A 23,726-nucleotide genomic window follows, 5' to 3' on the forward strand; every position below is an offset into this window, starting at 1 on the left:
TTATAATAAATAAACTTAAATAATTCTTGCGCCTAGGGGATCTATTTTACAAATATGGGTAAAGCCTTCATCATTTTGTAAATAACAATGTTTAAGTAGTAATTCAATTTGTTGTGCCGTTTCAAGTTGATCTGCAATGACAAACATTGTTGGACCTGAGCCAGAAATTCCCGATGCTAGAGCTCCGAGCTGTTTGACCCGTTTTTGTATTTCATCAAAGCTAGGTAATAATTGTTTGCGGTAAGGTTCAGCAATATTATCAACAAGCATTGCCGAAGCCAATTTAGGTTGTTTGGTATAACAAGCATGCAAAAAACCACCCACATAGCGACCGTGTGCTACGCAATCCGCTTTTTGATATTGAGCCGGTAATATTGCTCGCGCTTCAGCGGTTGAAACCTTAATACCGGGGTATGCCATCACCCAATACCAATCTTCAAAATGAGGTATTGATTCGCTAATTATGCCTATTTCATCAAGGATAAGTTGCATTCCACCTAAATAGCAGGGTGCCACATTATCATAATGTACGCTACCCGAAATGCGTCCTTCAAGCTTCCCCATCATTGTAAGCATTTCAAACTCATTAAATGGTTTATCAAAAAACTCATTTAAGGCAACAAATGCGCCAACCACAGAGCAAGCACTTGATCCTAATCCCGAACCTATTGGCATATTTTTTTCAAGAGTCATACTGACGGGCAATGTTTTACCCATTGCTTGACAAAAATACTGCCAGCATTGATAAACAATATTGTTTTTGGGATCATTGGGGAGGTTTTTCACAAATGAGCCTTTGCTAGTTAACAAAAATTTGCTAGCAGGTTCAACAGTGATACAATCGCCAAGCATCACACCACTAATAGGGCTAATTGCTGCACCTAATATATCAAAGCCAACACTAATATTAGCCATTGATGCAGGCGCATAAACAGTTAAAGATTTATGATTCATTTAGCCTCCTATTTTGCCTGATGTGGTACGTAAAATATCAGCAAAAACACCTGCAGCGGTAACATCATTGCCAGCGCCATAGCCTCGTAATACGAGTGGTATAGGTTGGTAATAACGCGTATAGAAAGCTAAGGCATTTTCACCATTTTTGACTTTATAAAGAGGATCTTCGCTATCAACGGCTTCAATCTTAACATGGCATTGCTTGTTTTCTATACTGCCAACATAGCGTAGAACTTTGCCTTTTTTTGCGGCTTGTTCTGATTTTTCTTTAAACACGGCATCCAATTGTGGCAATTGTTTCATAAACTCATCAAGGCTACCTTGTGTATACTCAACAGGTAGAACAGATTCGACATTGATTTGATCAAGCTCTAATTGTAATCCTGCTTCTCGAGCTAAAATTAATAGTTTTCTCGCCACGTCAGTGCCTGATAAATCATCACGAGGATCAGGTTCAGTAAAACCTTTCTCTTTAGCCAATTTAGTTGCTTCAGACAATAACATGCCTTCATCAAGTTTACCAAAGATGAAAGAAAGTGAACCTGACAATATACCTGAAAATTTAATAAGCTCATCCCCTGCATTGAGTAGATTTTGTAAGTTTTCAATAACAGGTAATCCAGCGCCAACATTAGTATCGTACTGGAATTTTCGTTTACTTTTTGCCGCTTCTTGGCGTAAACGCAAATAATAAGCCATTGAGCTGGTATTGGCTTTCTTATTTGGCGTGACGACGTGAAAGCCATTAGCTAAAAAGTCCGCATATTTATCTGATACTTCACTACTTGATGTACAATCGACTAGAATTGGGTTGAGTAATCGATTATTTTTAGCAAACTCAATAATTCCGTCTAACGTGTAGCTATGTTCACTTTGTCTGATTTGATCTCGCCAATTGCTCAGATCAATGCCATCACGGTTAAGGACATTATGTTTAGAATTAAATAGCCCACACACACGAAGATCGACCTGTTTGTTTTTTAGCCATTTTTGCTGGCGATTAATTTGATCAATAAGTGCACCACCAACACCACCAACACCAATAACAAATACATCAAGCATTTTGTCCGTACCAAATAACATTTGGTGAGCAACTCTTACGCCCATTACGGCAACATCATTATCAACCACAACAGAAATTGAGCGCTCAGATGAACCTTGTGCAATAGCGACAATATTAATATTCGCTCTGGCTAGGGCTGTAAAAAAGTTAGCTGATAAGCCTCGTAATGTACGCATACCATCACCGACAACTGAGATAATTGCCTGTTTTTCAATGACTTCAATAGGTTCAAGCAAACCATCTTTTAGCTCTAGGAAAAATTCATCATTTAATGCCTCTTCAGCTCGGCTGAGCTCAGTTTGCGGTACACAAAAACTAATACTATATTCTGATGAGGATTGGGTAATAAGCACCACTGAAATGCCGGCATAAGACATGGCAGAAAAAACGCGAGCCGACATACCCACCATGCCCTTTAAGCCAGGGCCAGAGACGTTAATCATTGCCATATTATTTAAATTAGTAATGCCTTTTACTGGTGTTGTTGAATCAACAACATTGGCACCGATTAATGTACCTGGCGCATCAGGATTATTGGTGTTTTTAATTAAGCAAGGAATTTGAAATTGAGCAATAGGTAAAATCGTTCTTGGGTGAAGAACTTTGGCGCCAAAATAAGAAAGTTCCATTGCCTCTTGATAAGATAGCGTCTTAAGGAGTTTTGCATCAGGCACAGTACGGGGATCACAAGTATAAACACCATCGACATCAGTCCATATTTCACAACTACTAGCACGCAGACACGCAGCTAGTACCGATGCAGAGTAATCCGAACCATTACGCCCGAGAGCAACGAGCTCACCTTTATCATTACCCGCAGTAAAACCAGGCATTAAAATTATATGATTTTGGGGAATATGCATTTCACTAAGTCGGCGTGAAGACTCTGCAATATCGACGGTTGATTCTAAATAGTTGCCTTCAGCAATTAGCATTGCTACTGGGTTTATTACAGTAACTAAATGCCCCTTAGCCTTAAGCAGTTCTTCCATAATGGCAATAGAGAGTTTTTCGCCACGGCAGATAATTGATGCATTAATGCTATCTGGGCATTGGCCTAATAAAGCGATCCCCTTAAGTAGTTGCTTAACATTGTTTAATTCATCAAGTGCAAAGCGCTTCATCTGTTCATAAGCAAAATTAGGTTGTGCTTTTGCAATTCCTTCTAGTAAATTAGCAAAGATTTTTTCAGCATCACAGATATTATTTTGTATATCCTGCCCAGCAACCGTTTTTTCTACCATTGCAACTAAATGATTAGTAATTTTAGCTGGTGCGGATAAAACAGTTGCGTTTTGCTCTTGTTTAGCATTATTTTCGATAATCTCTGCAACGCGTAAAAAACGTTCTGCGTTAGCGACAGATGTTCCTCCAAATTTTAAAACTTTCATATCACACCTTTACTTATTGTTCTAATTTATGCCTGTTACCATTCAAAATACCTTTTACCTAAAAACATCAGTGGTTTAAAAGTAGTAATAAGAAATCAAAATATTAAAATTTTATCTTTCTTTACTCTTATGGTTTTTGAACCTGTTTTTATAAAAACTAAAAACCCGCCTATTTTGGCGGGTTTTTTATATTTTCAAGGAAAAATTAACCCGCCCTATATTGAATAATAGTGCTTAAGGTGCTAATAATGTTTGAAATCATCATTATCATTTTCATCATTTTCCTAATTAAATTTATTTTTTAAACGCTAAAAACAAAACAGCCTGACATTTTCATGTCAGGCTGTAATTTTAAAAAAACTTTTTGCTATTTTCGTACTCATTAACAACTTTATTCAATGCTTGATAGATACTTTCAGTATCTTGCTTTTTTAACGCTTCATCAAGAATGTTAAGATACGATAACATTAGCTTTTGATTGTCTTCTGCAAACTTTGGTGATATTTCCTGATCTTCATATAGCATGACATAAGTGCGTGCAAATCCAAAAATCAAAAAATAGACCGCTGCGTTTTTTGTATCTTCTTGAATCAATGTTTGCATAGCATTACGCAGTTTTACATAACTGTCTGTGCCTGGTAAACTTGCCGCAAATGTTTTAGTTACTTCAGTAAATACCATTACGATTAACCTCAATCAAAACCACAAGAAAAAAGAATAGCAACCCTAAAGCAGAAGTGCAAGTCTATTTTGTTCTTCAAATCTATTTTTTATTATTAAAGGGAGCGAGCATTTATAATTTAACCTCCACAGTCAATACGTTTTAATTACTCACTTTCTTTGTAAAGTGCTAATCCTGCTGGAGCTTGAGCAACTGGCATTATCTCTAGTGAATTGACATTAAAATGTGCTGGCGTATTAACTAACCAAGAAATGGTATTTGCAATATCTTCTGGTGTTATATAATCAATACCTTCGTATACAGCGGCTGCTTGATCATTATTGCCATGAAATCTGACATTAGAAAATTCGGTGCCTCCACATAATCCTGGTTCAATATTGGTGACTCTGATTTTTTTTCCTAAAAGATCAGTCCGTAAATTAGCGCTAAATTGTTTTACAAATGCTTTTGTTGCGCCGTATACATTCCCACCTTTATAAGCATAGGTACCAGCTACTGAGCCAAGATTAATAATGTAACCAAAGTTGCGCTCAACCATACTAGGTAAAATTTGATGAGTTAAATAAATTAATCCCATTATATTAGTTTGAATCATTGTTTCCCAATCATTGAAATCAGCTTGATAAGCTGGTTCTAATCCTAAAGCCAATCCTGCATTGTTAATTAAAATATCGATAGGTTGAAATGCTTTAGGAAGCTGTAACAATATTGATTCTATTGCATCTTTTTTTGTAACATCCAAAGTTAAAAAGGTAAAGTTTATTCCTAATTCATCTGCTAATTTTTGTAACTTATCTCCACGTCGAGCAACACCAATCACTTTATAGCCATCAGCAACGAGCTTACGACAAATTGCTTGACCAAATCCGGATGAAGCACCTGTAACTAAAGCGATATTCATAATAAGCCTCCTTATTGGCTAAACAAAAGTTTACGTATATTTTCATAAACTGTGGTATGCATAAACAAAAAAGATACAAATAAAAATAGAGTAAAGCACATAATTTCTTGAAATGATTTTACAAAATATTTATTTAATACCTAAAAAAAACCCGCTAATTAAGCGGGTTGATATTTAATATTTCATGTAGCAGGTTCTTCTGCGGGTTCTTCATCTTTCAATGGAACAATTAATGTATCGATATGTGTATTATTAATAAGTTGACGAGCAGATGACATTAATTTACTCCAAAAGTCTTGATGATGGCCACACACGACAAGATCAGCGCCATATTCGTGAATTGCTTCAATTAATACTTGGTCAAATTCTCCATTTCCTAAAAGAGTATGAGCAATAGGATAACCCGCATCGTCGGCCAATTTATTTAAAGCAACGTGCGCATCTTGAGTAATTCGGTCTTTCATATCATTCATATTAATATCAACCAAACCAGTATAAAGATCTGAATAATTAATACCAACATGAATCAATGATATTTGAGCATTATATGGTCTAGCCATAGAAACAGCTTTTTCGACGAGAACTTCACTTTCAGGTGATAAATCCACTGCGACTAATATATGTTTATAAGCCATGATATTTTACTCCTTCCTATTTTTAAAGCCCAAATAAATTGAAAACCAGTACTCTATTTTTACTCCTAAATTAATTTTTGAGCAAGCCAAAAAAGTGATCCAGATAACAAAATTGAAATTGGAAGTGTTAAAATCCAAGTTAATGCAATACTTTTTATTGTTTTACTTTGTACTCCACCACCATCAACAATCATCGTTCCAGCAACTGAGGAAGAAAGAACTTGGGTTGTTGATACTGGCATGCCAGTATAGCTTGCAATCCCAATTGATAAAGCTGTTGTGATTTGTGCCGATACGCCTTGTGCGTAAGTCATGCCTTTCTTACCAATTTTTTCACCAATAGTAATAGCTACACGGCGCCATCCTATCATTGTTCCAACTGCCAATGCTGAAGCTACGGCAACGATAATCCAAACAGGCGCATATTCCACAGTTTTAAGCAGATCATTATTCAAAGATTTTAAATATTGTTTATCTTCTTGTGTCACGTTAGGTTGTTTAGCAATATGCGAAACCGTGTCAGATAAACACAGTAATATACGTCTAGCTTGTGAACGTTGTTCTACCGTAAGCGACTGATAATCACGTATTTTATTGAATAAATTATTAGCAATCGCTAATGTGGTATATGAACGCGAATAATCACAATGATATTTATTCAAGTCGCCTTCTGGAACACTAGTATCTAATAGTGGCTGTTTACCTATTATCGTTGTTAAATCGTCATTATGGGTAACAAAATACTCTTGAATATTGTGAATAGCATTACGAGTATTTGTAATATCATAGGTAGATGCACTCATGTTAACAATAAACCCTGCTGGAGCTATGCCCATCAACACTAACATCAATAAGCCAATACCTTTTTGACCGTCATTGGCTCCATGAGAAAAACTCACACCGGCAGCCGAAATAATGAGCATAATACGAATCCAAAAAGGAGGTTTCTTCTTGCCATAGAGTTTTTCACGTTGTTCTGGCGTCATGAAAATACGTTCTCGTTTTTTGCTGCTTTTTTTACTTTGGCTTTTACGTGTCCAATATTTCCTCAACAGAAAGATCATCAAGCCTGCAATCACAAGACCTACAACAGGGGAAACAATTAATGATAAAAAGATATGAATCATCTTAGGAATATTAAGGGCATCTATTATTGATGTATCCATAATAAATGCGTTAGTAAGTGCCACGCCAATAATTGAACCAATTAGGGTATGTGAGCTTGACGCTGGAATACCAAGATACCATGTCCCAAGATTCCAAATAATAGCCGCAAATAAAATAGAAAAGACCATAGCAAGCCCATGTGATGAACTTACATTAAGTAATAAATCAGTAGGTAATAGATGAACTATGGCATAAGCCACACTGAGGCCACCAAGCAAAACCCCAAAAAAGTTAAACATACCAGCCATAAAAACAGCGAGTTGTTCCTTTAATGCCCTAGTATAAATTACTGTTGCAACAGCATTAGCTGTGTCGTGGAATCCATTAATTGCTTCATAAAAAAGGACAAAAAACAGTGCCAAAACTAATAGTATAATGGTCGAAAATTCTAATTCAGCAAATAGATGTAACATAATATATCTTTCTGTTGTTAATAGCGACCCTATTATCCTTGAGAATAGAGCAATGAGCAAAACAATTTTTAAATTTTTCGTTTTGCATAATGTGCAGCTAAAATCGCACAAATCATTAATTGAACTTGATGAAAAATCATTAAGGGTAAAATTATTATGCCGATTATCGACATAGGAAAGATAATGCTAGCCATAGGAATACCGTTCGCTAAACTTTTTTTGGAACCACAAAACACAATAGTGATTTCATCTTCTTTGTTAAAACCCAGTAATCTTGAACCATAAGTTGTTATTAATAAAACAATAATTAACAATATAATAGAATAAAAAATAATTGATAAAAGTGATAACAAACTAATTTGAGACCAAATACCATTAGCAACAGCATCACTAAAGGCTACATATACAACTATTAGAATTGAGAATCGATCGGTTTTATAAATGACACTTTTATATTTATCCACCCATTTGCCAATAAAGCGTCTTGATAAGTGACCAAGTAAAAATGGCAACATAAGTTTTAACATGATAGAAGTGATGGCATCTAGCATATTCATAGAATTTGAAGCTTGCGTATGCATCAATAAACTCACTAAAACAGGAGAAATAAACACCCCTAATAATGTTGATGCTGAAGCACTACAAATAGCCGCAGCCACATTGCCTTTTGCAATTGAGGTAAACGCAATAGCAGATTGCACGGTTGCGGGTAATACACAAAGATAAACAAAACCTAAATAAAGATTTTGCGGTAAAAAAGTGGGAACCAATATTTGCATCATTACTCCTAGAACAGGAAAGATAACAAAAGTGGTCATAAAAATAACTAAATGTAACCGCCAATTTTTTATACCAATAACAATCGCTTGAAAGGAAAGCTTAGCGCCGTGCATAAAAAAGAGCAAGCCAATAGCAAAGGTAGTCAGATTTTCAAAAAAAACTTTAGTCTGCCCTTTACATGGTAAAAAACTAGCTGTAATTACGACACAAATTAACGTTAATAGAAATGGATCGATTTTAAAACGTTGTAGGATATTCATAGTTTTGCTTTTAGTCTAATTAGTAAAAAAAATCGCCACGATTGTGGCGATATTAATAGGTAATAACGTTATTCTAAGAAACTACGAAGCACATCGGAACGGCTTGGATGGCGCAATTTACGCAAGGCTTTAGCTTCAATTTGACGAATACGTTCACGTGTAACATCAAATTGTTTACCTACCTCTTCTAACGTATGGTCTGTGTTCATATCTATACCAAATCGCATACGTAATACTTTAGCTTCTCTTGGCGTTAGCCCTGATAAAATATCACGTGTTGCACTACGCAAGCTTTCAGATGTCGCTGCATCTAACGGTTGCTCAAGAGCAGTATCCTCAATAAAATCACCTAAATGGGAATCCTCATCATCCCCAACTGGTGTTTCCATTGAAATTGGCTCTTTAGCAATCTTAAGTACCTTACGAATTTTATCTTCTGGCATTTGCATGCGCTCTGACAACTCCTCAGGTGTCGGTTCACGACCAATCTCTTGTAACATTTGACGTGAAATACGATTTAGTTTGTTGATTGTTTCAATCATATGCACCGGGATACGGATTGTTCTTGCTTGATCGGCAATAGAACGAGTAATAGCTTGCCTTATCCACCAAGTTGCATAAGTCGAGAACTTATAACCACGACGATATTCAAATTTATCGACCGCTTTCATCAAACCTATATTACCTTCTTGGATAAGATCCAAGAACTGTAACCCACGATTCGTATATTTTTTGGCAATGGAAATAACTAAACGCAAGTTAGCTTCCACCATCTCTTTCTTGGCGCGGCGGGCTTTGGCTTCACCAATAGACATCCGTCTATTAATATCTTTAATTTGTTCAATAGATAGACTAGTTTCTGTTTCGATTTGTTGCAATAAGTTAACCTGAACTTGAATTGGTTCTTCAAACTGTTTCAAACTTACAGCAAATGCGCCTTTAGCTGTGAGCGCTTTTTCATACCAGCTCATATTATTTTCGTTACCGGTAAAATACGTCATAAACTGTTTTTTCGGCATTTTGCATTGTTCAACACAAAGCTTCATAATCACGCGTTCATGTGCTCGGACTCGCTCCATCATACTGCGCATATTATTAACGAGAATATCAAACTGCTTAGCGACTAAACGAAATTGCTTGAATATTTCTGATAGATTTTCGATCTCTTTTTGTGCTTTGTTATGAGCTCGACCATATTTTTTGATCGCATCAGACGTTTTATCGTGTTGCTCTTTTAATTCAGCAAATTTAGCTCTTGCAACTTCAGGATCAATAGAAACATCATCATCGGTTGAAGAGTCTCCTTCTTCATCCTCATTTTCATCGTCACTATCATCAATTTCAATTTCAGATTCACTAACTTCTAAATCTTCTGGCAATTCGTCTGTCACTTCTTCGGCATTTGGGTCAACAAAGCCTGTAATCAAATCAGATAAACGAACTTGGCCACTTTCGATTAAATTATATTGCTCTAAAAGATAAGTAATTGCTTCTGGATATTCTGATACTGAAGTTTGAACTTGATTGATACCATCTTCAATACGTTTAGCAATATCAATTTCGCCTTCGCGTGTTAGTAGTTCAACCGCGCCCATTTCTCGCATATACATACGAACAGGATCAGTTGTTCTACCAATTTCTGATTCAACATTAGATAATACTAAGGCAGTTGCAGCTTCAACAGCCTCTTCATCAGGGACATTATCTGAAAGTAATAGTTCATCAGAGTCTGGGGCTTCTTCAAGCACTTGAATCCCCATGTCATTAATCATTTGGATAATATCTTCAATCTGATCTGAATCAATAATCTCTTCAGGCAAGTGATCGTTGACATCAGCATAGGTTAAATATCCTAGCTCCTTACCTCGAATGATCAGGAGTTTTAGCTGTGATTGAGAATTTTGCTCCATAAAAGGTATCCACTTTAGTTATTTTGTCATCTATATTATATATGTAGACTAATAGTTGGAGTCTACATATAGCCTATATATTTAGTCTTTTCTTGATAAAACAAGTATTAAAGTCGCCAATTCTTTTTTCTCTACGGCACTTAAGCCAGAGACTCTCTCTTTTGCGATCAGTTCATCTTGCCTTTGGGCGAGTATATTATCATACAACTCTTTTAAAGTATGTGAAAAAGTTGAGCTTATTTCATCATCTTGATAATGGTGCTCCCATGTTGATAAACGGCTTAACTGTTTGTAAAACGGCCTGTCTATGCATTCTGTTAATATTTGTGCTGTTGTTATATTGGGATAACGTTGGCATAATTCAAGCAATTCGATAAAAATCTCAATTCCAGCCATGTTAACTTGACGAATTGCATTGAGATCAGAAACTTGCTCAGCAAGATTTGGGTATTGAAGTAGTAAACCAATTAAAATGCGCATCGTAGTTAATTTTATTTGTGTTCTAGGTGTATTTTCATTGGCTTTTTCATCTTTTTTAGAACGATTTTCATCTAACAATTGTTCTAGTTGAGAAACATCAAGTAAACCTAAATAATTACCTAATTTTTGTAATAAATTTAATCTGAAAGCTTTTGCCCTAATTTGATCAAGCAACGGTAAAGCTAGCGAACTTAATTTCGCTTTTCCTTCAGCAGTTTTTAAATCAACTTGCTTTAAAAGCTCATCAAATAAAAATTTCGATAGATTTGGTGCTTCATTTAAATATTTTTCAAAACCCTCTTTACCAACTTTACGCACAAAAGTATCTGGATCTTCATCTTGAGGTAAAAAAGCAAAGGTAATTTTCTTTCCATCTATTAAACAAGGTAATAAAACGTTCAGAGCTCGCCAAGCAGCGTTTCGTCCAGCATTATCACCATCATAACAAAATATGACCGAATCTGTAGCTCTAAACAGTAATTTAATATGTTCTTCTGATGTTGCCGTACCTAAAGCGGCAACAGCATAATCAATGCCATATTGAGCAAGCGAAACCACATCCATATAACCTTCAACCACTACAAGTTGCTGAGGGTTACGATTAACTTCAAGTGTTTCATAAAGTCCATATAGCTGAAAACCTTTATGAAAAATAGGGGTTTCTGGTGAATTAATATATTTTGCAGGGTCATTAATGATAGTTCGCCCACCAAATGCTATAACATTTCCTTGCCTATCTCGAATAGGAAACATGATTCGCCCGCGAAAACGGTCATATTGGTTACGGCTATCATTGGTTACTAACATACCCGCTTGCTGATAAAGTGCAGCTTCAGCTTTTGTTTTAACCACATTTTGTGATGTTAACCGCCATTCATTAGGCACAAAACCAATTTTATATCTGGCGATAATTTCGGCATTAAGCCCTCTTTGTTCAAGATATTTATGGGCTTCTATGGATGTTGGCAAGGCTAATTGCTGTTGATAAAAATTAGTAATTTTAGCCATTAATGCATACAGGTCACGGCGGACATTTCTAGATTCGATATGCTTTGATTGATCTATTTGACTATTATCAGTATCAATATAAGGTACCTGAATACCTTGCATGCTAGCTAATTCTTCAATAGCTTCAGGGAAAGATAACCGTTCATATTGCATTAAAAAATTAACAACAGATCCAGAGGCACCGCACCCAAAACAATAATAAATCTGCTTTTTCTCATTAAGAGAAAAAGAGGCGGTTTTCTCATCATGAAAAGGGCAACAACCAAAATAATTATTCCCTTTTTTTTTCATTTTAACGCGCTTGCTAATGACATCCAAAATATTGGTTCGAGCAATTAGATCTAAGGTGAAATCGCGAGGAATAAAACCTTTCATGATAAATTTTAACCAATTTTGTTGTTACAGAAAGGCAACAAGCCGTATTAAAAATACGGCTTGTTAGAATTCTTTATATTTGAAGATAACAAATTGATTTTAATATCAATTCCAATTTTCAGTATAAATAATTTTAAAACTATTAATATAGACGAGTGCGACGAGCGTTTTCTCTTTCTAATTTCTTAGCATGACGTTTAACAGCTGCAGCTTTTGCTCGTTTACGAATAGTGGTTGGTTTTTCGTAAAATTCACGATTACGAACTTCAGCTAAAACTCCTGCTTTTTCACAAGAACGTTTGAAACGACGTAATGCTACATCGAAAGGTTCATTTTCACGTACTTTAATTACTGGCATGTGCCTCTCACCTCAAATTTATTTAATATCACAAGGGACTAAAATTTAGTGCGTAATTTTACTCCTAATCGATATATGTTGTAAAGTAAAAAATAGAATTATTATCAGACTACAAATTAATTTGCTAATCAAAATATAGCGTCAGATAATAAATCAAATCTCATTAAGAATAAACAGGAGTTTTTCATGCCATCATTTACAGGTCAATACCCACAACGTCGCTTACGTCGTAACCGAGTTCATGACTTTAGTCGTCGTATGCTTGCTGAGCATAGCTTAACAGTTAATGACCTAATTTATCCAGTCTTTATTGTTGAAGGGAATAATACAACTGAACGGGTAAGTTCAATGCCAAACGTTAATCGAATGAGTATTGATGTATTATTAAAAGAAGCGGAACAAATAGTTAAATTAGGGATCCCTGTCCTTTCATTATTTCCTGCTATTGATCCGGTAAAAAAATCATTGCTAGCGCAAGAAGCGTATAATGAAAATGGATTAGTACCAAAAGCTATCCGAGCATTAAAAAAAGAATTCCCAGAGCTAGGCATACTCACCGATGTTGCTCTTGATCCTTATACTACACATGGACAAGATGGAATTATTGATGAACACGGGTATGTACAAAATGATATTTCCGTTCAAACGCTTGCTAAACAAGCGTTAATGCAAGCAGAAGCAGGTGCTGACATTATAGCACCAAGCGATATGATGGATGGACGCATTGGTACAATACGTGATGAGCTAGAAAAACAAGGCTTTGTTAATACGCAAATTATGGCTTATTCAGCAAAATATGCATCAAGTTTTTATGGACCTTTTCGCGATGCGGTCGGCTCTGCTAAAAATATAAAAGGCAGCAATAAAAAAACTTACCAACTCGATCCTGCGAATAGTAGTGAAGCATTACAAGAAATTTATCAGGATTTAAGTGAAGGTGCAGATATGGTCATGGTTAAACCAGGTATGCCTTATCTTGATATAGTTCGAAGAGTGAAAGAAACTTTCGCTGTGCCCACATTTGCTTATCAAGTATCAGGGGAATATGCCATGTTAACAGCAGCAATCCAAAACGGTTGGTTAGATGAAAAATTAGCAATTATGGAATCTTTACTTTGTTTTAAACGCGCTGGTGCAGATGGTGTTTTAACCTATTTTGCTAAACAAGTCGCTGAGTGGTTACATCAAAAATAACAATATTTGTTTAAATGTTGATAAATCCTTTTCTAATTCAAGGTGATTATATAAAGAAGCTAAATTAATTAGCAGTTTTGTTGTTTTTTTATAATACTTTTATAAAAAAAGTTACCTTTTATCAATATGCAACAACACTGAAAGCCCAAAATAAGCCATGTTGTTTTTATTTCGGCTCGCTAAGATTCTCTTATTTTAAAAAAGATTTGAGTTATCAACTAAAATGAGCGAGCCGATGTATGGGAAAAATTGATTAAATCATCAATTAGTATTTTTTCCCAGTTTTGGGCGATTGACTCATTGTGGGATGAGTAGCTCCAACTTACCATCATCGTCAATGAGCATAGCTTTTAGTTGTAGCCATTACGCTGATCGCAGATGGCTGCCTAATTTTTTATGATATTTATCATGGCATAACTATTCGTCCATCTCTGAATTAAGGCGCTTTTCGATAGCCAGTTTATTAAAAATAACCATTATCTTATCTAAGTCGTCTTGAGTTTTTCTATTGTTAGCTAATTTTGCTAGTAGATATTATGAATATTTTTTATCCATTTTTATTTGTCTGTTTTTTATATTACAATATGTTAACAATAACTCTACTAGCTGCACCACAGTCAGTTGATTATTATGCTTATATCGGTTTTAATGCACATCCTTCCGCTTGGATTTTAAGAGAAAATTAAAATGAGAATCATCTTAGCATCAACATCTCAATCACGTAAAAAAGTGCTTGAAAAATTAGCTATTCCTTTTGAATGTGTGCCACCGATTTGTGATGAGACGCCACTTAAAGGCGAATCAGCCGAGCAGTTAGTCGTTCGTTTAGCCCAAATGAAAGCACAATCATTAGTTACTAGCTATCCCAATAGTTTAATTATTGGTTCAGATCAGGTGGGGGTGTTAGACGGTAATATTGTTTGTAAACCGCATACGGTTGATAATGCCCGCAAACAGCTTCGACAAAGCAGTAGTAAAGCTTTCTATTTTTATACTGGTATGACAGTAATTAATACCAAAACTCAACAACAAACCACCATTTGCGAACCATTTAAAGTGACCTTTCGACATTTAACTGATTCAGAAATTGATGCCTACATTAGCAAAGAGATGCCTTTACAGTGCGCTGGTAGTTTTAAATGTGATGAGTTAGGTATTACCTTGTTTGATAAACTAGAAGGTAATGATATTAATTCGTTAGTCGGATTGCCACTGTTAAAACTAAATAAAATTATGATTGAAATGGGTTGTAATCCACTATTGTTGTAAAGCACACAAGTTAAATTCCTCCATTTTGACTTAGTGTTGTGTTAACCGATTTATTTAATCAATAAATTTCCCTGCCGACATTTTCAAAATTGTTTGGCTATAACTAGCTACATCATTATCATGGGTGACAATTAATAAGGCTGTGCCTTGCTGGTTAATTTCGGTTAATAGTTGCATGATATCCGCCGAGCTTTCGTCATCAAGATCACTGGTTGGTTCGTCAGCTATAATGATTTGTGGACGACAAATTAATGCACGTAAAATAGCAACTCTCCGCATTTCACCACCAGACATATTGGCGGGATAAGCATCTTGTAAATAACTTATTTTAGCTTTTTTAAGCAGGCTTTGTGCGTAACTTAGGCTGTTATTATTGGAACGCTTAGTTAAATAGAAAGGCAAGCGGATATTATCTAGTGCGGTTAAATTAGGGAGTAAACTACTACCTTGTGGAATATAACCAATATGCTGATTGCGAAATGCCGATACCTGTTGATCATTAAGTTCAAATAAGTTGGTTTCATTAACGGTGATCTTGCCTTGTGTTGGTGTGAGTAATCCTGCAATCATGTTAAGTAATGTTGTTTTACCGCTGCCCGATTTACCCATAATGCAAATAAAGTCATTTTTTTTCATTGAAAAACTGACATTATTTACTGCTGAAAAGGTTTGCTGGTCACGGTAATAATCTTTACGTAGATTTTTGACATTTAGTAACATTATTCGCCCTCTCTAAGCGTACTGTAAGTATCAAATTTAGTTATAGATAATGCACTATAGGTACTTGATAACGGGGCAATGATTAACGTAAGAATAAAAACTATTATTGCATATAATAGTGCATCAAATAATGAAATATTCATACACGGCAAACCGATTGATTGACAAATTAATAAGCTAAATGCATAGAGTAACACTGTTGCGATTATGATGCCGGCAATACCACCTAATGCACTGATTATTAAAGATTCTCGTAACAACATTTTGACTAGATCACGGCGTGAAGCGCCTAATATTCGTAATAAACTGATTTCGCGTTTCCGTTCATTAAGTGAAGATGAAAAAATAACAAAGATCACAATAATTGCCAGAATCCAAAAAATAGCCGATAGACTATAAACAATAGTTGAAAAGCTGGTTAACCATTTAGATATATTGCTTAACATGCCTTTAGTCATGATAAAGTCAATATTATAGTCAATAGCATATTTAGGCATAATTTGATTAATAATGTCTTTAGACTGATAATCAGAATTAACTTTGATAAAAATTGACGAAGCATAATCTGCAAAATGGTCAATATCGCCCTCAATTAACTTAGCTTCTTTCATTAATGATTGCGCTGCTTGCATGGTCATAAAGACTGACGTGTCGAAGCCCATACCGGTACTATCCATTTTTGCAGCGATTTTAAATGGGTGATTAAAAAACATGATTTCACTGCCTGCATTAGCACTAATTTTTGAACCGACAACGACTTGATTGTCAGTAAGAGGTGCTGAGAGTTGTGATTGCAACCAAGGTTTAATCACAAAATCACTATGCTGATCAAAACCAATTAATTGGACTTTAGATGAACAACAACCTGCATTTAGCGATGCAATAAATAGTTGTGGTGAAATAGCATCGATGCCTTTGATGGCTTTTATCTTATCGATCAAATCAACTTTTAAATAAAAACTACTCGGTTCACCACGCAATAAGGCAACTTCTAAATTTTTTTCATAACCATGGGGGACAATAAGAATATCAGCTCCTAACCGATTAGCCATGCCAGTAATACCCAAGCTAAGGTTTTTCATTAGCACGCTACCACCAAACAGTGTTGCAGAAAAAAGCATGATAATGATAATCAAACAGCAACTGCGAAATGGTCGTCGCTGTATATTGCGCCAAGCTAAATTTGCCATAGTGATCGGTTTTTCTTGCATGTTAACTTCCTGCTGGTGTAATTAAAAAGTATCTTTTTTTATGCCGAATAAAGATAAATAAGCGTTTAGCCTTTAAAAGTTAAATTGTCGATTTTTAGTCTTTTTATTTAAATAATAAGTGTTAATGATAGCAATAATAAATAATAAACTAGATAATAACACTAAGGCTGGTTTTGCCCCCATATTACATCGCATCATTTCGTTAGAGCAAACGCCAATTAAAATGGTTGGAATTGCTATGGCTAATAACGAAATACAGGCAAGTGCCATACTTAATCCCATGCGAACAAAGGCAGTACGGCTAATTAATAGCAATGTGCCAATAGTTATCACTAAACAACCAATACCGATTTCAGCTCTGGCTGTCCAAAAACATTTCATGATTTTTCCTGTACTAGCATGCATGTGCCCACTATGCGCAAGCTTACTACTAGTGCTACTCATTGTATCAATCGGTGTGGTTACAGCTTCAGGCGGTGGACAAACTGGCAATATATATAATGGAAATAAAATAATTAACACACCAATAACGATAAAAATACTTGACGAAATAATACGATTTTTCATATACGATAACCCATTGTTGATTAGTTGTTTATAACACGCGCAATTTTGCCGTGCTCAAGTACTACTGTAGTTTGAGCATGTTTTGACACTTCTGGAGAGTGAGTAACGACTATTATTGTGCTACCTTCTTCGTGTAGCTGATGCAGTAAATTCATGACCATCGTTTCATTACTTTCATCTAAATTACCAGTTGGTTCATCGGCCAAAATTAATTTGGGGTAATTAATCAATGCTCTGGCAATACATACACGTTGCTGTTCACCGCCTGATAGCTGCCTTGGTAAGTGTTTAGCTCGTGCAGCAAGCCCAACTCGTTCTAATGCTTGCATAGCTTCTTTTTCATCAACCATGCTGTGATAATATTGTGCAACCATCACATTTTCTAAAGCAGTTAAATATGATACTAAGTGAAATTGTTGAAATATTAGTCCTATTTTATCTCGGCGAATTTCGGTCAATTCGGGCAAAGAAAGTTGAGTAATATCTTGCCCATCCAAAATGACTGAGCCCAATGAAGGTTTATCCATGCAACCAATGATATTCATCAAAGTGGTTTTACCACTGCCTGATGGTCCCATAATTGATAACCATTTGCCTTCTTCAACTGTTAGATTCACTTCAGACAGCGCATGGAGCGAACCATAAATCTTAGACACATTGTTTACTTCGAGTATATTCATACTTTATATCCTATTCGCCACGCAACACTAACGCAGGCTCTATTTCAAGTGCACGTTTTACTGGAATTAAACATGCAATGACTGTTACTATCGTTGAAATAATAATCGTGGTTGGGATTAAATAAAACTCAATAATAACGGAGCGCCCAAACACACTACTGCTTATGATTTGAGCAAAAATAAGCCCGCAAATAGCACCTATAATTCCTCCTACGACACCTAAAACTAATCCTTCAGCTAAAAACTCTTTGGCAATACTTATATTATTTGCACCTATTGCTTTTTTAAGACCAATTTCTTGACGGCGCTCCATAACCACTGTCATCATGGTGGTAGCAACACAAATCATGGTAAGTATCAGCACGATAAAAGTAACTAAGTAAAGTAATGAAGATAGTTTACCTAATACCGAAGATTCCGATTTTATTACCCATTTAATTAAATGAGGCTCAAGTTTTGTCATTTGGTTTTTAATGACTTCAATGTAGTGTTGTAACTCAGATTCTGTTGCAGTAATACTGACTTCAATAACTTCAGCTTGTTCGTTTTCTTCAAGTAGTTGTTCTAGCGCATGCAAGTCAATAAAGATAAAACCATCTTCTGCCCGTCCTGTTTTAACAATACCCGTAATTTTAAGTTCTTCATCAAAACGGGAATCTTGTTTTGATTTACCCAAAATGGGCATAGTGTTGCCAACGGTTAATTTTGCAAAATTAGCAATATCGGTACCAATAAGTATTTCATGTGAATTTTGCGGTAATGTTCCTTCAATACGCCAATAGGGGCTGGTTTTAGTAATTTGTTTAAAGTCTGTTCCCACAATCGTATAAGGTTGCTGATTGCTACGAATTAAATCATAACGAAATGGCGTGACGCCAAGCAATTTATCTTTTGGTAGAAGGTTTACCGCTTTATTGACATCAGCTATTGCCACAGTTGGTTGATTATTAGTTGGCAATAATAGAAGATTGGCGCCATAAGAACGAAATTCTTGTCCCATTTGCCGTGGTATATCATAACAAAGTGTAATCATACCAAGCAGTACAGTCGCACCTATGGCAACACCAAGTAAAGCAATAGTGATGCGCGAACAACGGCGAATAAGCGAACTCAGCACCATTTTAATGATAAAGCGTTTATTGTTATTGATCATAATACTTACCTTTCATCTTATCGGTCGTGTAACACATCGGTTGGGCGTAAAAACATCATAATACGTAATGCGGGTAAGCTACCTAAAAAAGTGATTAGGCAAACCATAATTATAACTAACGGAACAATGATCATTTTAGGTTCAATAAATGAACCAAATACGGTATAACCTATAATTTGCGCAAAACCAAGGCCAATAAAATAACCCAAAACGCCGCCGAGTAAGGCAATAATCAAAATTTCAGTGAGTATTAACATAGCAACAGCCGTATTGGTTGCGCCAAGCGCTTTTAATAAACCAATTTCGGTACTTCGCTCTATTACATTGGCTGTTACCAAATTCGAAATAGCTAGAGCAGAACAAACTAGTGATAAGATAGTGAGTAATAACATTAATAATTGCGTTTTTTGTAAAATAGAGCCTTCAGACTCGGCAACTTGCATAATGGCCTTTACACGCACATTGGGCATTAACTCTTCCAATTGATAAGCAATTGAGCTGATATAAGCGGTGCAATACCATGTATCCCACTCTGTTCTGGATAAGCTATTTGGATCTTGTGCTGCTTTTCTGGCAAGTTCGTTTTCAGGTGTGGTTAATGCGCTGACTTCAACTCGTTCAACCAATCCTTTTTTATTAGCAAGATCTTGTGCCACAGGTAACGAAACAAAAAGCTGCGTATCTTCAATTCCACCACTATGAAAAATATTATTAATTTTCAATGTGATCTTTTTGTTTGTTTGAGGTGAGACGATATCGATTGTGTCTCCTAGCTCTAAATTCCACTGTTTAGCAATAGATTCCCCTACCATAACGGCTTGTATATTATCATCTGTTATAGTGTTACCTTCAATTGCCCACCATGACTTCATGGCTAATATACCTGTATCAACTTGATCACCTGTCGGTATATTAAAGTGTTTATTAAACCAAGTTCCAACTACTGTAACAGGTTTATCGTTAAAAATAGCTTGAGTTGTTAAAAAAGGCGCAAAATCAACAATATTGTAAGCCCAAAAAATCATTTTAATTTTCACAAGATCTTCTTGCTTAATATATTGTAATGTCTGTTGCCTACCATTATTGTCGAGTTGATACATTTCATTAATAATGGCATTACCACGAGGAACAATGTTTAAATTAGCACCATAAGCTTTTAATTCTTGATTAACTTTATCACCAACATCAAACATTACATTTAACATAGCAGTAGCAAGCGAAACACCTAAAGCGATAGTTAAAGCAATAAGCAAGACTTTCTTTTTTTGGCGAACTAACACGCTTATTAACATTCTGCTAAACATTATCCAATTCCTTTTAATACGTTTTTATTTAAAACGACTTTTTTCTGCTTCAAGATTAGCAGGACGGATCACCATGTTACCATCAATAATTTCATATTTAAGTGGTACAGGATTACAACCACCAGGAAATCCAATTGTGGCAATATTCATCACTACATCACATAAAATACAAACCACTTGATCACCCCGTTGGTAATAACCACTTGCTCCACAAATATCACAAGCATCAAATCCAACACCATAAGCATTATCGCTTTTTTTTATGATAATAAAGCGAACTAAGGTACCATCGGTTGCTTGGTAGCCATAACGATGTAAATTACCATCATTGACTTTATCAAGAGAAATAACAATTAATCCATCACTATTAGGCGATATTGGTTCTGCTGGTGTAAGTTCTACTCCTTTTTCAAAAATATAACGAGCACGCGTTACGGTATAAGCGGTTATCGCCGAACCTGCCATAATCAATAGCGCATTTCTTCTATCGTTGCGCAATTGCGCTTTGAGTTTGCGAATTTGAGCAGGGTTGCTGCCTACTAATGAGGTGGTTTTTGACTTTATGAACAAGATTAAAGCTAAACCAAGCACAATTGCCATAAAAATAAAAGTGAAGCAATTAACATGGCTAAGGATAAAAATGACTAATTCCATCATCCATGGTTGTGATGAAATAAAGCGCCTAACAATTAGAATTTGTAGAATATTAATACTGTTTTGGATAGTGAAAATAATGATAGACAGTGAAGTAATGACAAAAACAAATTTAGCAGATAAGCGATCGCAGACGCGGTAAATAAATAATCCTGTTAGCAAAACAACAAGCAAAGAAAAACTATAACCAACCCATTTAAACAAGTAATCATTATTAAATATAGAATCCATCCCGACTGAAAATTCGAATGGATAGAGTATTAAATTGGGTAAGAACTGGGCACTTATCGAGCCGATACCAAGCGTAAATAGGAGTGAAAATAAGATTATGCCAACGCAGTTATCAATAGTTTTTTGTAAGTAAATGCTAGCCATTAGTGGTATAGCAATTATAACCCAAAGCGTAATTACTCCAAGATCATAAAACTCACGAACCGCTAAGCCAGTATTACGTTTTAAAATGGCATAAATCAATGATGCTATCAATCCCAATATAAAACCGAACAAAATACTCTTTTTACCATAAGGAAAGGTTGATTTTACAATCGCTGCACTTAGTAGTGCCATCATCATTACAGGAACGAAAGTATTATCGGTAATATTAATAAGATATTGAAGCATATTTATTGCCTAGCTATTCCAAATGTTATTGGTGAGCACAAGCTCACCATAACTGATGATCAATTATTAAATATAATTATACTTAGTTTTTTCTAATAATTACCATGCACGCGGGATATAATCAAAGTCCCAAGAAACTTCGATTGGCTTTTTCCAAAAACGCCCCTCGACACCTGTTTCTTTATCTACGTGTAACAAATAACCTTGCTTTTCTGGATTTTCAATAATAAATGTAACTTTATATTTACCAGCACCGTCAAGCTTAATATTATTACCATAATGAGGACCATCCGATGCATTCATTGGCATAAAGTTACCTTCGATAGCTTTATCACTGCCTTGTTTTTGAATTTTATATTTAACGGTTAAATAAGGTACAAAATCGCCGACACCATAACCTAAATTATTACCTTCAGCAGCCGAGATATCCGCTTCAATATGCATATCTGATTTTGATGCAGGAAGCCCCCCCATACTAGCTGGCTCCATATCCACTGGTTGGAAATAAACAGCACCAATGTGTAATGGGCCAACAGTGACTTCATCACCAATTGGAAACTCCTCAAATCCTTTTTGTTCACCTGGTGCTGGCGCCGCTGCGTGAGCAAATGAAGATAAAGCAAGCATTGAGGCAATACTCGCTGATAAAACTAATTTTTTCATTGAAAACTCCTTCACGTTGTTTTTGACTACTTTTTATTTTCATAATATTTATGCAATATTCTAACCATACATTCCAAATGGTTTGAATTAAATAATATTAGTCATGCTTACCATTTTTTGTTTTTATGGTTGCATTGAAATTTGTAATACATAACTGACACTAACACAATAAATACCATAACAACTTGTGGTAATAAAGTTTCGATTGTTGGGTAAATACCTAATACTTCAATAGAGTGCACAAAATCAACAGGCGTAACAGTAATAATATCTGCTTCTTGGAGTTCTTTTACTCCACCTCCAGCAAAAGCTATCGCCATGATATACATCAAAATACTCGTGCCTATAAAGAAAGGTCTGATTGGTAACTTCATAGTACCAAAACGAATAACAACAAAAATAATTGCAAGAACAATCGTTCCTATCACAAGTCCATACCAAACCATATGTATGTGTTCTTTAGCTTCAGTAATCATGGCTTGATAAAATAAGATTGTTTCTGCTCCTTCACGAAAAACAGCTAGAAAAGCAGCGAAACCTAAAGCTAAACAACTACCAGATGAAACAGCAGTTTGTACTTTTCCTTCAACATAACTCTTCCAAACTTCAGCTTCTGCCTTTGAAAACATCCAATTACTAATAAAAAATAACACTATAGTTGCCAAAAGCATAGCAACGCCTTCAATAATTTCTTGATTTGCACCACTGATATCAAACACAGTATAAAGAGCAATAGCAGCTAAAATACTGGCAAAAACTGCAACAATTGCGCTCATATATACCACTTTGACCATAGCAATATTACCAGAACGCACTAAATAAGCTGATATTGCTGCAATCACTAAAATAGCTTCAAGACCTTCTCGAAAGATGATAATAAACGATGCGAATAAAACACGCCAGCCACTCTCTTTTTTACCATCCAATTCGTTAGCATCTTGATGCAGCATTTTTAAAATAGTGTCAATTTCTGCTCGAACAACTTTATTGGGAGCACCATTTGTCATTAATCGTTTAATTTTAGCAAATTGGTATTCGGTATCAGTGCCTCGTTTGCCCGAAATATAAGACATAACAGCACGCTCAACACCATGTTTTTCATAAAAGCCAAAATAAGCTTCATTAACGCGGGCTTTTGCACGTTCAGCATCTGTCATGAAATAGATATCATAAGCATCATTTAAAATTTCATCCATTTCATCAACAATGGCATTCCAACTTTCATACTTTTTTGCTTGTGCATAAGAGGTTGGCGCAAAAGCAATTAAGCTTGCAATAAATAATAAAACCAGTGTTAAATATTTTTTCAT

21 protein-coding genes are annotated in these 23,726 nt (G+C 35.5%); 2 read left to right on the forward strand and 19 right to left on the reverse strand.

The window, feature by feature from the left end; translation table 11 throughout:
* Window positions 1-15: 15 nt before the first annotated feature.
* From thrB to rpsU, 10 genes are all read right to left on the reverse strand, one after another.
* Entirely contained in the window at window positions 16-954 is a 939-nt protein-coding gene (gene thrB, locus A9G42_RS09980) for a homoserine kinase (RefSeq protein WP_065567849.1), read from the reverse strand.
* A complete protein-coding gene (gene thrA, locus A9G42_RS09985; protein WP_065653342.1) occupies window positions 955-3,411 on the reverse strand; it encodes a bifunctional aspartate kinase/homoserine dehydrogenase I in 2,457 nt (818 codons plus the stop codon). It lies immediately after the preceding gene.
* A gap of 351 nt (window positions 3,412-3,762) precedes the next feature.
* The gene (locus A9G42_RS09990; protein ID WP_065567851.1) at window positions 3,763-4,092 is read right to left on the reverse strand and encodes a hypothetical protein; all 330 of its coding nucleotides are present in this window, start codon (window positions 4,090-4,092) and stop codon (window positions 3,763-3,765) included.
* 146 nt (window positions 4,093-4,238) lie between these two features.
* Window positions 4,239-4,994, reverse strand: coding sequence for an SDR family oxidoreductase (locus tag A9G42_RS09995; RefSeq protein WP_065588613.1), 756 nt, complete (start codon window positions 4,992-4,994; stop codon window positions 4,239-4,241).
* Between the two features lie 182 nt (window positions 4,995-5,176).
* Window positions 5,177-5,629: a universal stress protein UspA gene (uspA, locus tag A9G42_RS10000; RefSeq protein ID WP_065588612.1), complete on the reverse strand. Its 453-nt coding sequence runs from the start codon at window positions 5,627-5,629 to the stop codon at window positions 5,177-5,179.
* A 65-nt stretch (window positions 5,630-5,694) separates the two neighbouring features.
* The gene (gene pitA / locus A9G42_RS10005; RefSeq protein WP_065653343.1) at window positions 5,695-7,209 is read right to left on the reverse strand and encodes an inorganic phosphate transporter PitA; all 1,515 of its coding nucleotides are present in this window, start codon (window positions 7,207-7,209) and stop codon (window positions 5,695-5,697) included.
* 68 nt (window positions 7,210-7,277) lie between these two features.
* Window positions 7,278-8,249: a bile acid:sodium symporter family protein gene (locus A9G42_RS10010; protein ID WP_065653344.1), complete on the reverse strand. Its 972-nt coding sequence runs from the start codon at window positions 8,247-8,249 to the stop codon at window positions 7,278-7,280.
* A gap of 68 nt (window positions 8,250-8,317) precedes the next feature.
* Window positions 8,318-10,159, reverse strand: a complete 1,842-nt coding sequence (gene rpoD, locus A9G42_RS10015) for an RNA polymerase sigma factor RpoD (RefSeq protein ID WP_065567856.1) — start codon at window positions 10,157-10,159, stop codon at window positions 8,318-8,320.
* An 81-nt stretch (window positions 10,160-10,240) separates the two neighbouring features.
* Window positions 10,241-12,022, reverse strand: a complete 1,782-nt coding sequence (dnaG, locus tag A9G42_RS10020) for a DNA primase (RefSeq protein WP_065653345.1) — start codon at window positions 12,020-12,022, stop codon at window positions 10,241-10,243.
* 142 nt (window positions 12,023-12,164) lie between these two features.
* Complete coding sequence (rpsU, locus tag A9G42_RS10025; protein ID WP_034882800.1) at window positions 12,165-12,380, reverse strand: 30S ribosomal protein S21; 216 nt, start codon at window positions 12,378-12,380, stop codon at window positions 12,165-12,167.
* 186 nt (window positions 12,381-12,566) lie between these two features.
* Between rpsU and hemB the strand changes: the two genes are divergently transcribed.
* Together hemB and A9G42_RS10035 are read left to right on the forward strand one after the other, a co-directional pair.
* On the forward strand, window positions 12,567-13,574 hold the full coding sequence (gene hemB, locus A9G42_RS10030) for a porphobilinogen synthase (protein ID WP_065588609.1): 1,008 nt from the start codon (window positions 12,567-12,569) through the stop codon (window positions 13,572-13,574).
* Window positions 13,575-14,261: 687 nt separating this feature from the next.
* Window positions 14,262-14,843: a Maf family protein gene (locus A9G42_RS10035; protein ID WP_065567860.1), complete on the forward strand. Its 582-nt coding sequence runs from the start codon at window positions 14,262-14,264 to the stop codon at window positions 14,841-14,843.
* A gap of 54 nt (window positions 14,844-14,897) precedes the next feature.
* Here A9G42_RS10035 and A9G42_RS10040 read toward each other — a convergent pair whose 3' ends face one another.
* The 9 genes from A9G42_RS10040 to A9G42_RS10080 all read right to left on the reverse strand — a co-directional run bounded on the left by A9G42_RS10040 (window position 14,898) and on the right by A9G42_RS10080 (window position 23,726).
* Window positions 14,898-15,563 carry an ABC transporter ATP-binding protein gene (locus A9G42_RS10040; RefSeq protein WP_065653346.1) on the reverse strand — a complete coding sequence of 222 codons (666 nt, stop codon included), beginning with the start codon at window positions 15,561-15,563 and terminating at the stop codon, window positions 14,898-14,900.
* Complete coding sequence (locus A9G42_RS10045) at window positions 15,563-16,774, reverse strand: ABC transporter permease (protein ID WP_065653347.1); 1,212 nt, start codon at window positions 16,772-16,774, stop codon at window positions 15,563-15,565. The genes A9G42_RS10040 and A9G42_RS10045 overlap by 1 nt, the downstream gene beginning before the upstream one ends.
* A gap of 72 nt (window positions 16,775-16,846) precedes the next feature.
* The gene (locus tag A9G42_RS10050; RefSeq protein ID WP_065653348.1) at window positions 16,847-17,341 is read right to left on the reverse strand and encodes a DUF4418 family protein; all 495 of its coding nucleotides are present in this window, start codon (window positions 17,339-17,341) and stop codon (window positions 16,847-16,849) included.
* 20 nt (window positions 17,342-17,361) lie between these two features.
* Complete coding sequence (locus A9G42_RS10055) at window positions 17,362-18,021, reverse strand: ABC transporter ATP-binding protein (protein ID WP_065567864.1); 660 nt, start codon at window positions 18,019-18,021, stop codon at window positions 17,362-17,364.
* Window positions 18,022-18,031: 10 nt separating this feature from the next.
* The gene (locus tag A9G42_RS10060) at window positions 18,032-19,174 is read right to left on the reverse strand and encodes an ABC transporter permease (RefSeq protein WP_065653349.1); all 1,143 of its coding nucleotides are present in this window, start codon (window positions 19,172-19,174) and stop codon (window positions 18,032-18,034) included.
* A gap of 17 nt (window positions 19,175-19,191) precedes the next feature.
* Window positions 19,192-20,478: an ABC transporter permease gene (locus A9G42_RS10065; protein WP_065653350.1), complete on the reverse strand. Its 1,287-nt coding sequence runs from the start codon at window positions 20,476-20,478 to the stop codon at window positions 19,192-19,194.
* 24 nt (window positions 20,479-20,502) lie between these two features.
* Window positions 20,503-21,753, reverse strand: coding sequence for a Fe-S-containing protein (locus tag A9G42_RS10070; protein ID WP_065580719.1), 1,251 nt, complete (start codon window positions 21,751-21,753; stop codon window positions 20,503-20,505).
* Window positions 21,754-21,852: 99 nt separating this feature from the next.
* Window positions 21,853-22,380 carry an iron transporter gene (locus A9G42_RS10075; RefSeq protein ID WP_442903039.1) on the reverse strand — a complete coding sequence of 176 codons (528 nt, stop codon included), beginning with the start codon at window positions 22,378-22,380 and terminating at the stop codon, window positions 21,853-21,855.
* A 143-nt stretch (window positions 22,381-22,523) separates the two neighbouring features.
* A complete protein-coding gene (locus A9G42_RS10080) occupies window positions 22,524-23,726 on the reverse strand; it encodes an FTR1 family iron permease (protein WP_065567869.1) in 1,203 nt (400 codons plus the stop codon).

Source organism: Gilliamella sp. Nev6-6 (genome assembly GCF_001690605.1).
Classification (GTDB): Bacteria; Pseudomonadota; Gammaproteobacteria; order Enterobacterales; family Orbaceae; genus Gilliamella; species Gilliamella apicola_C.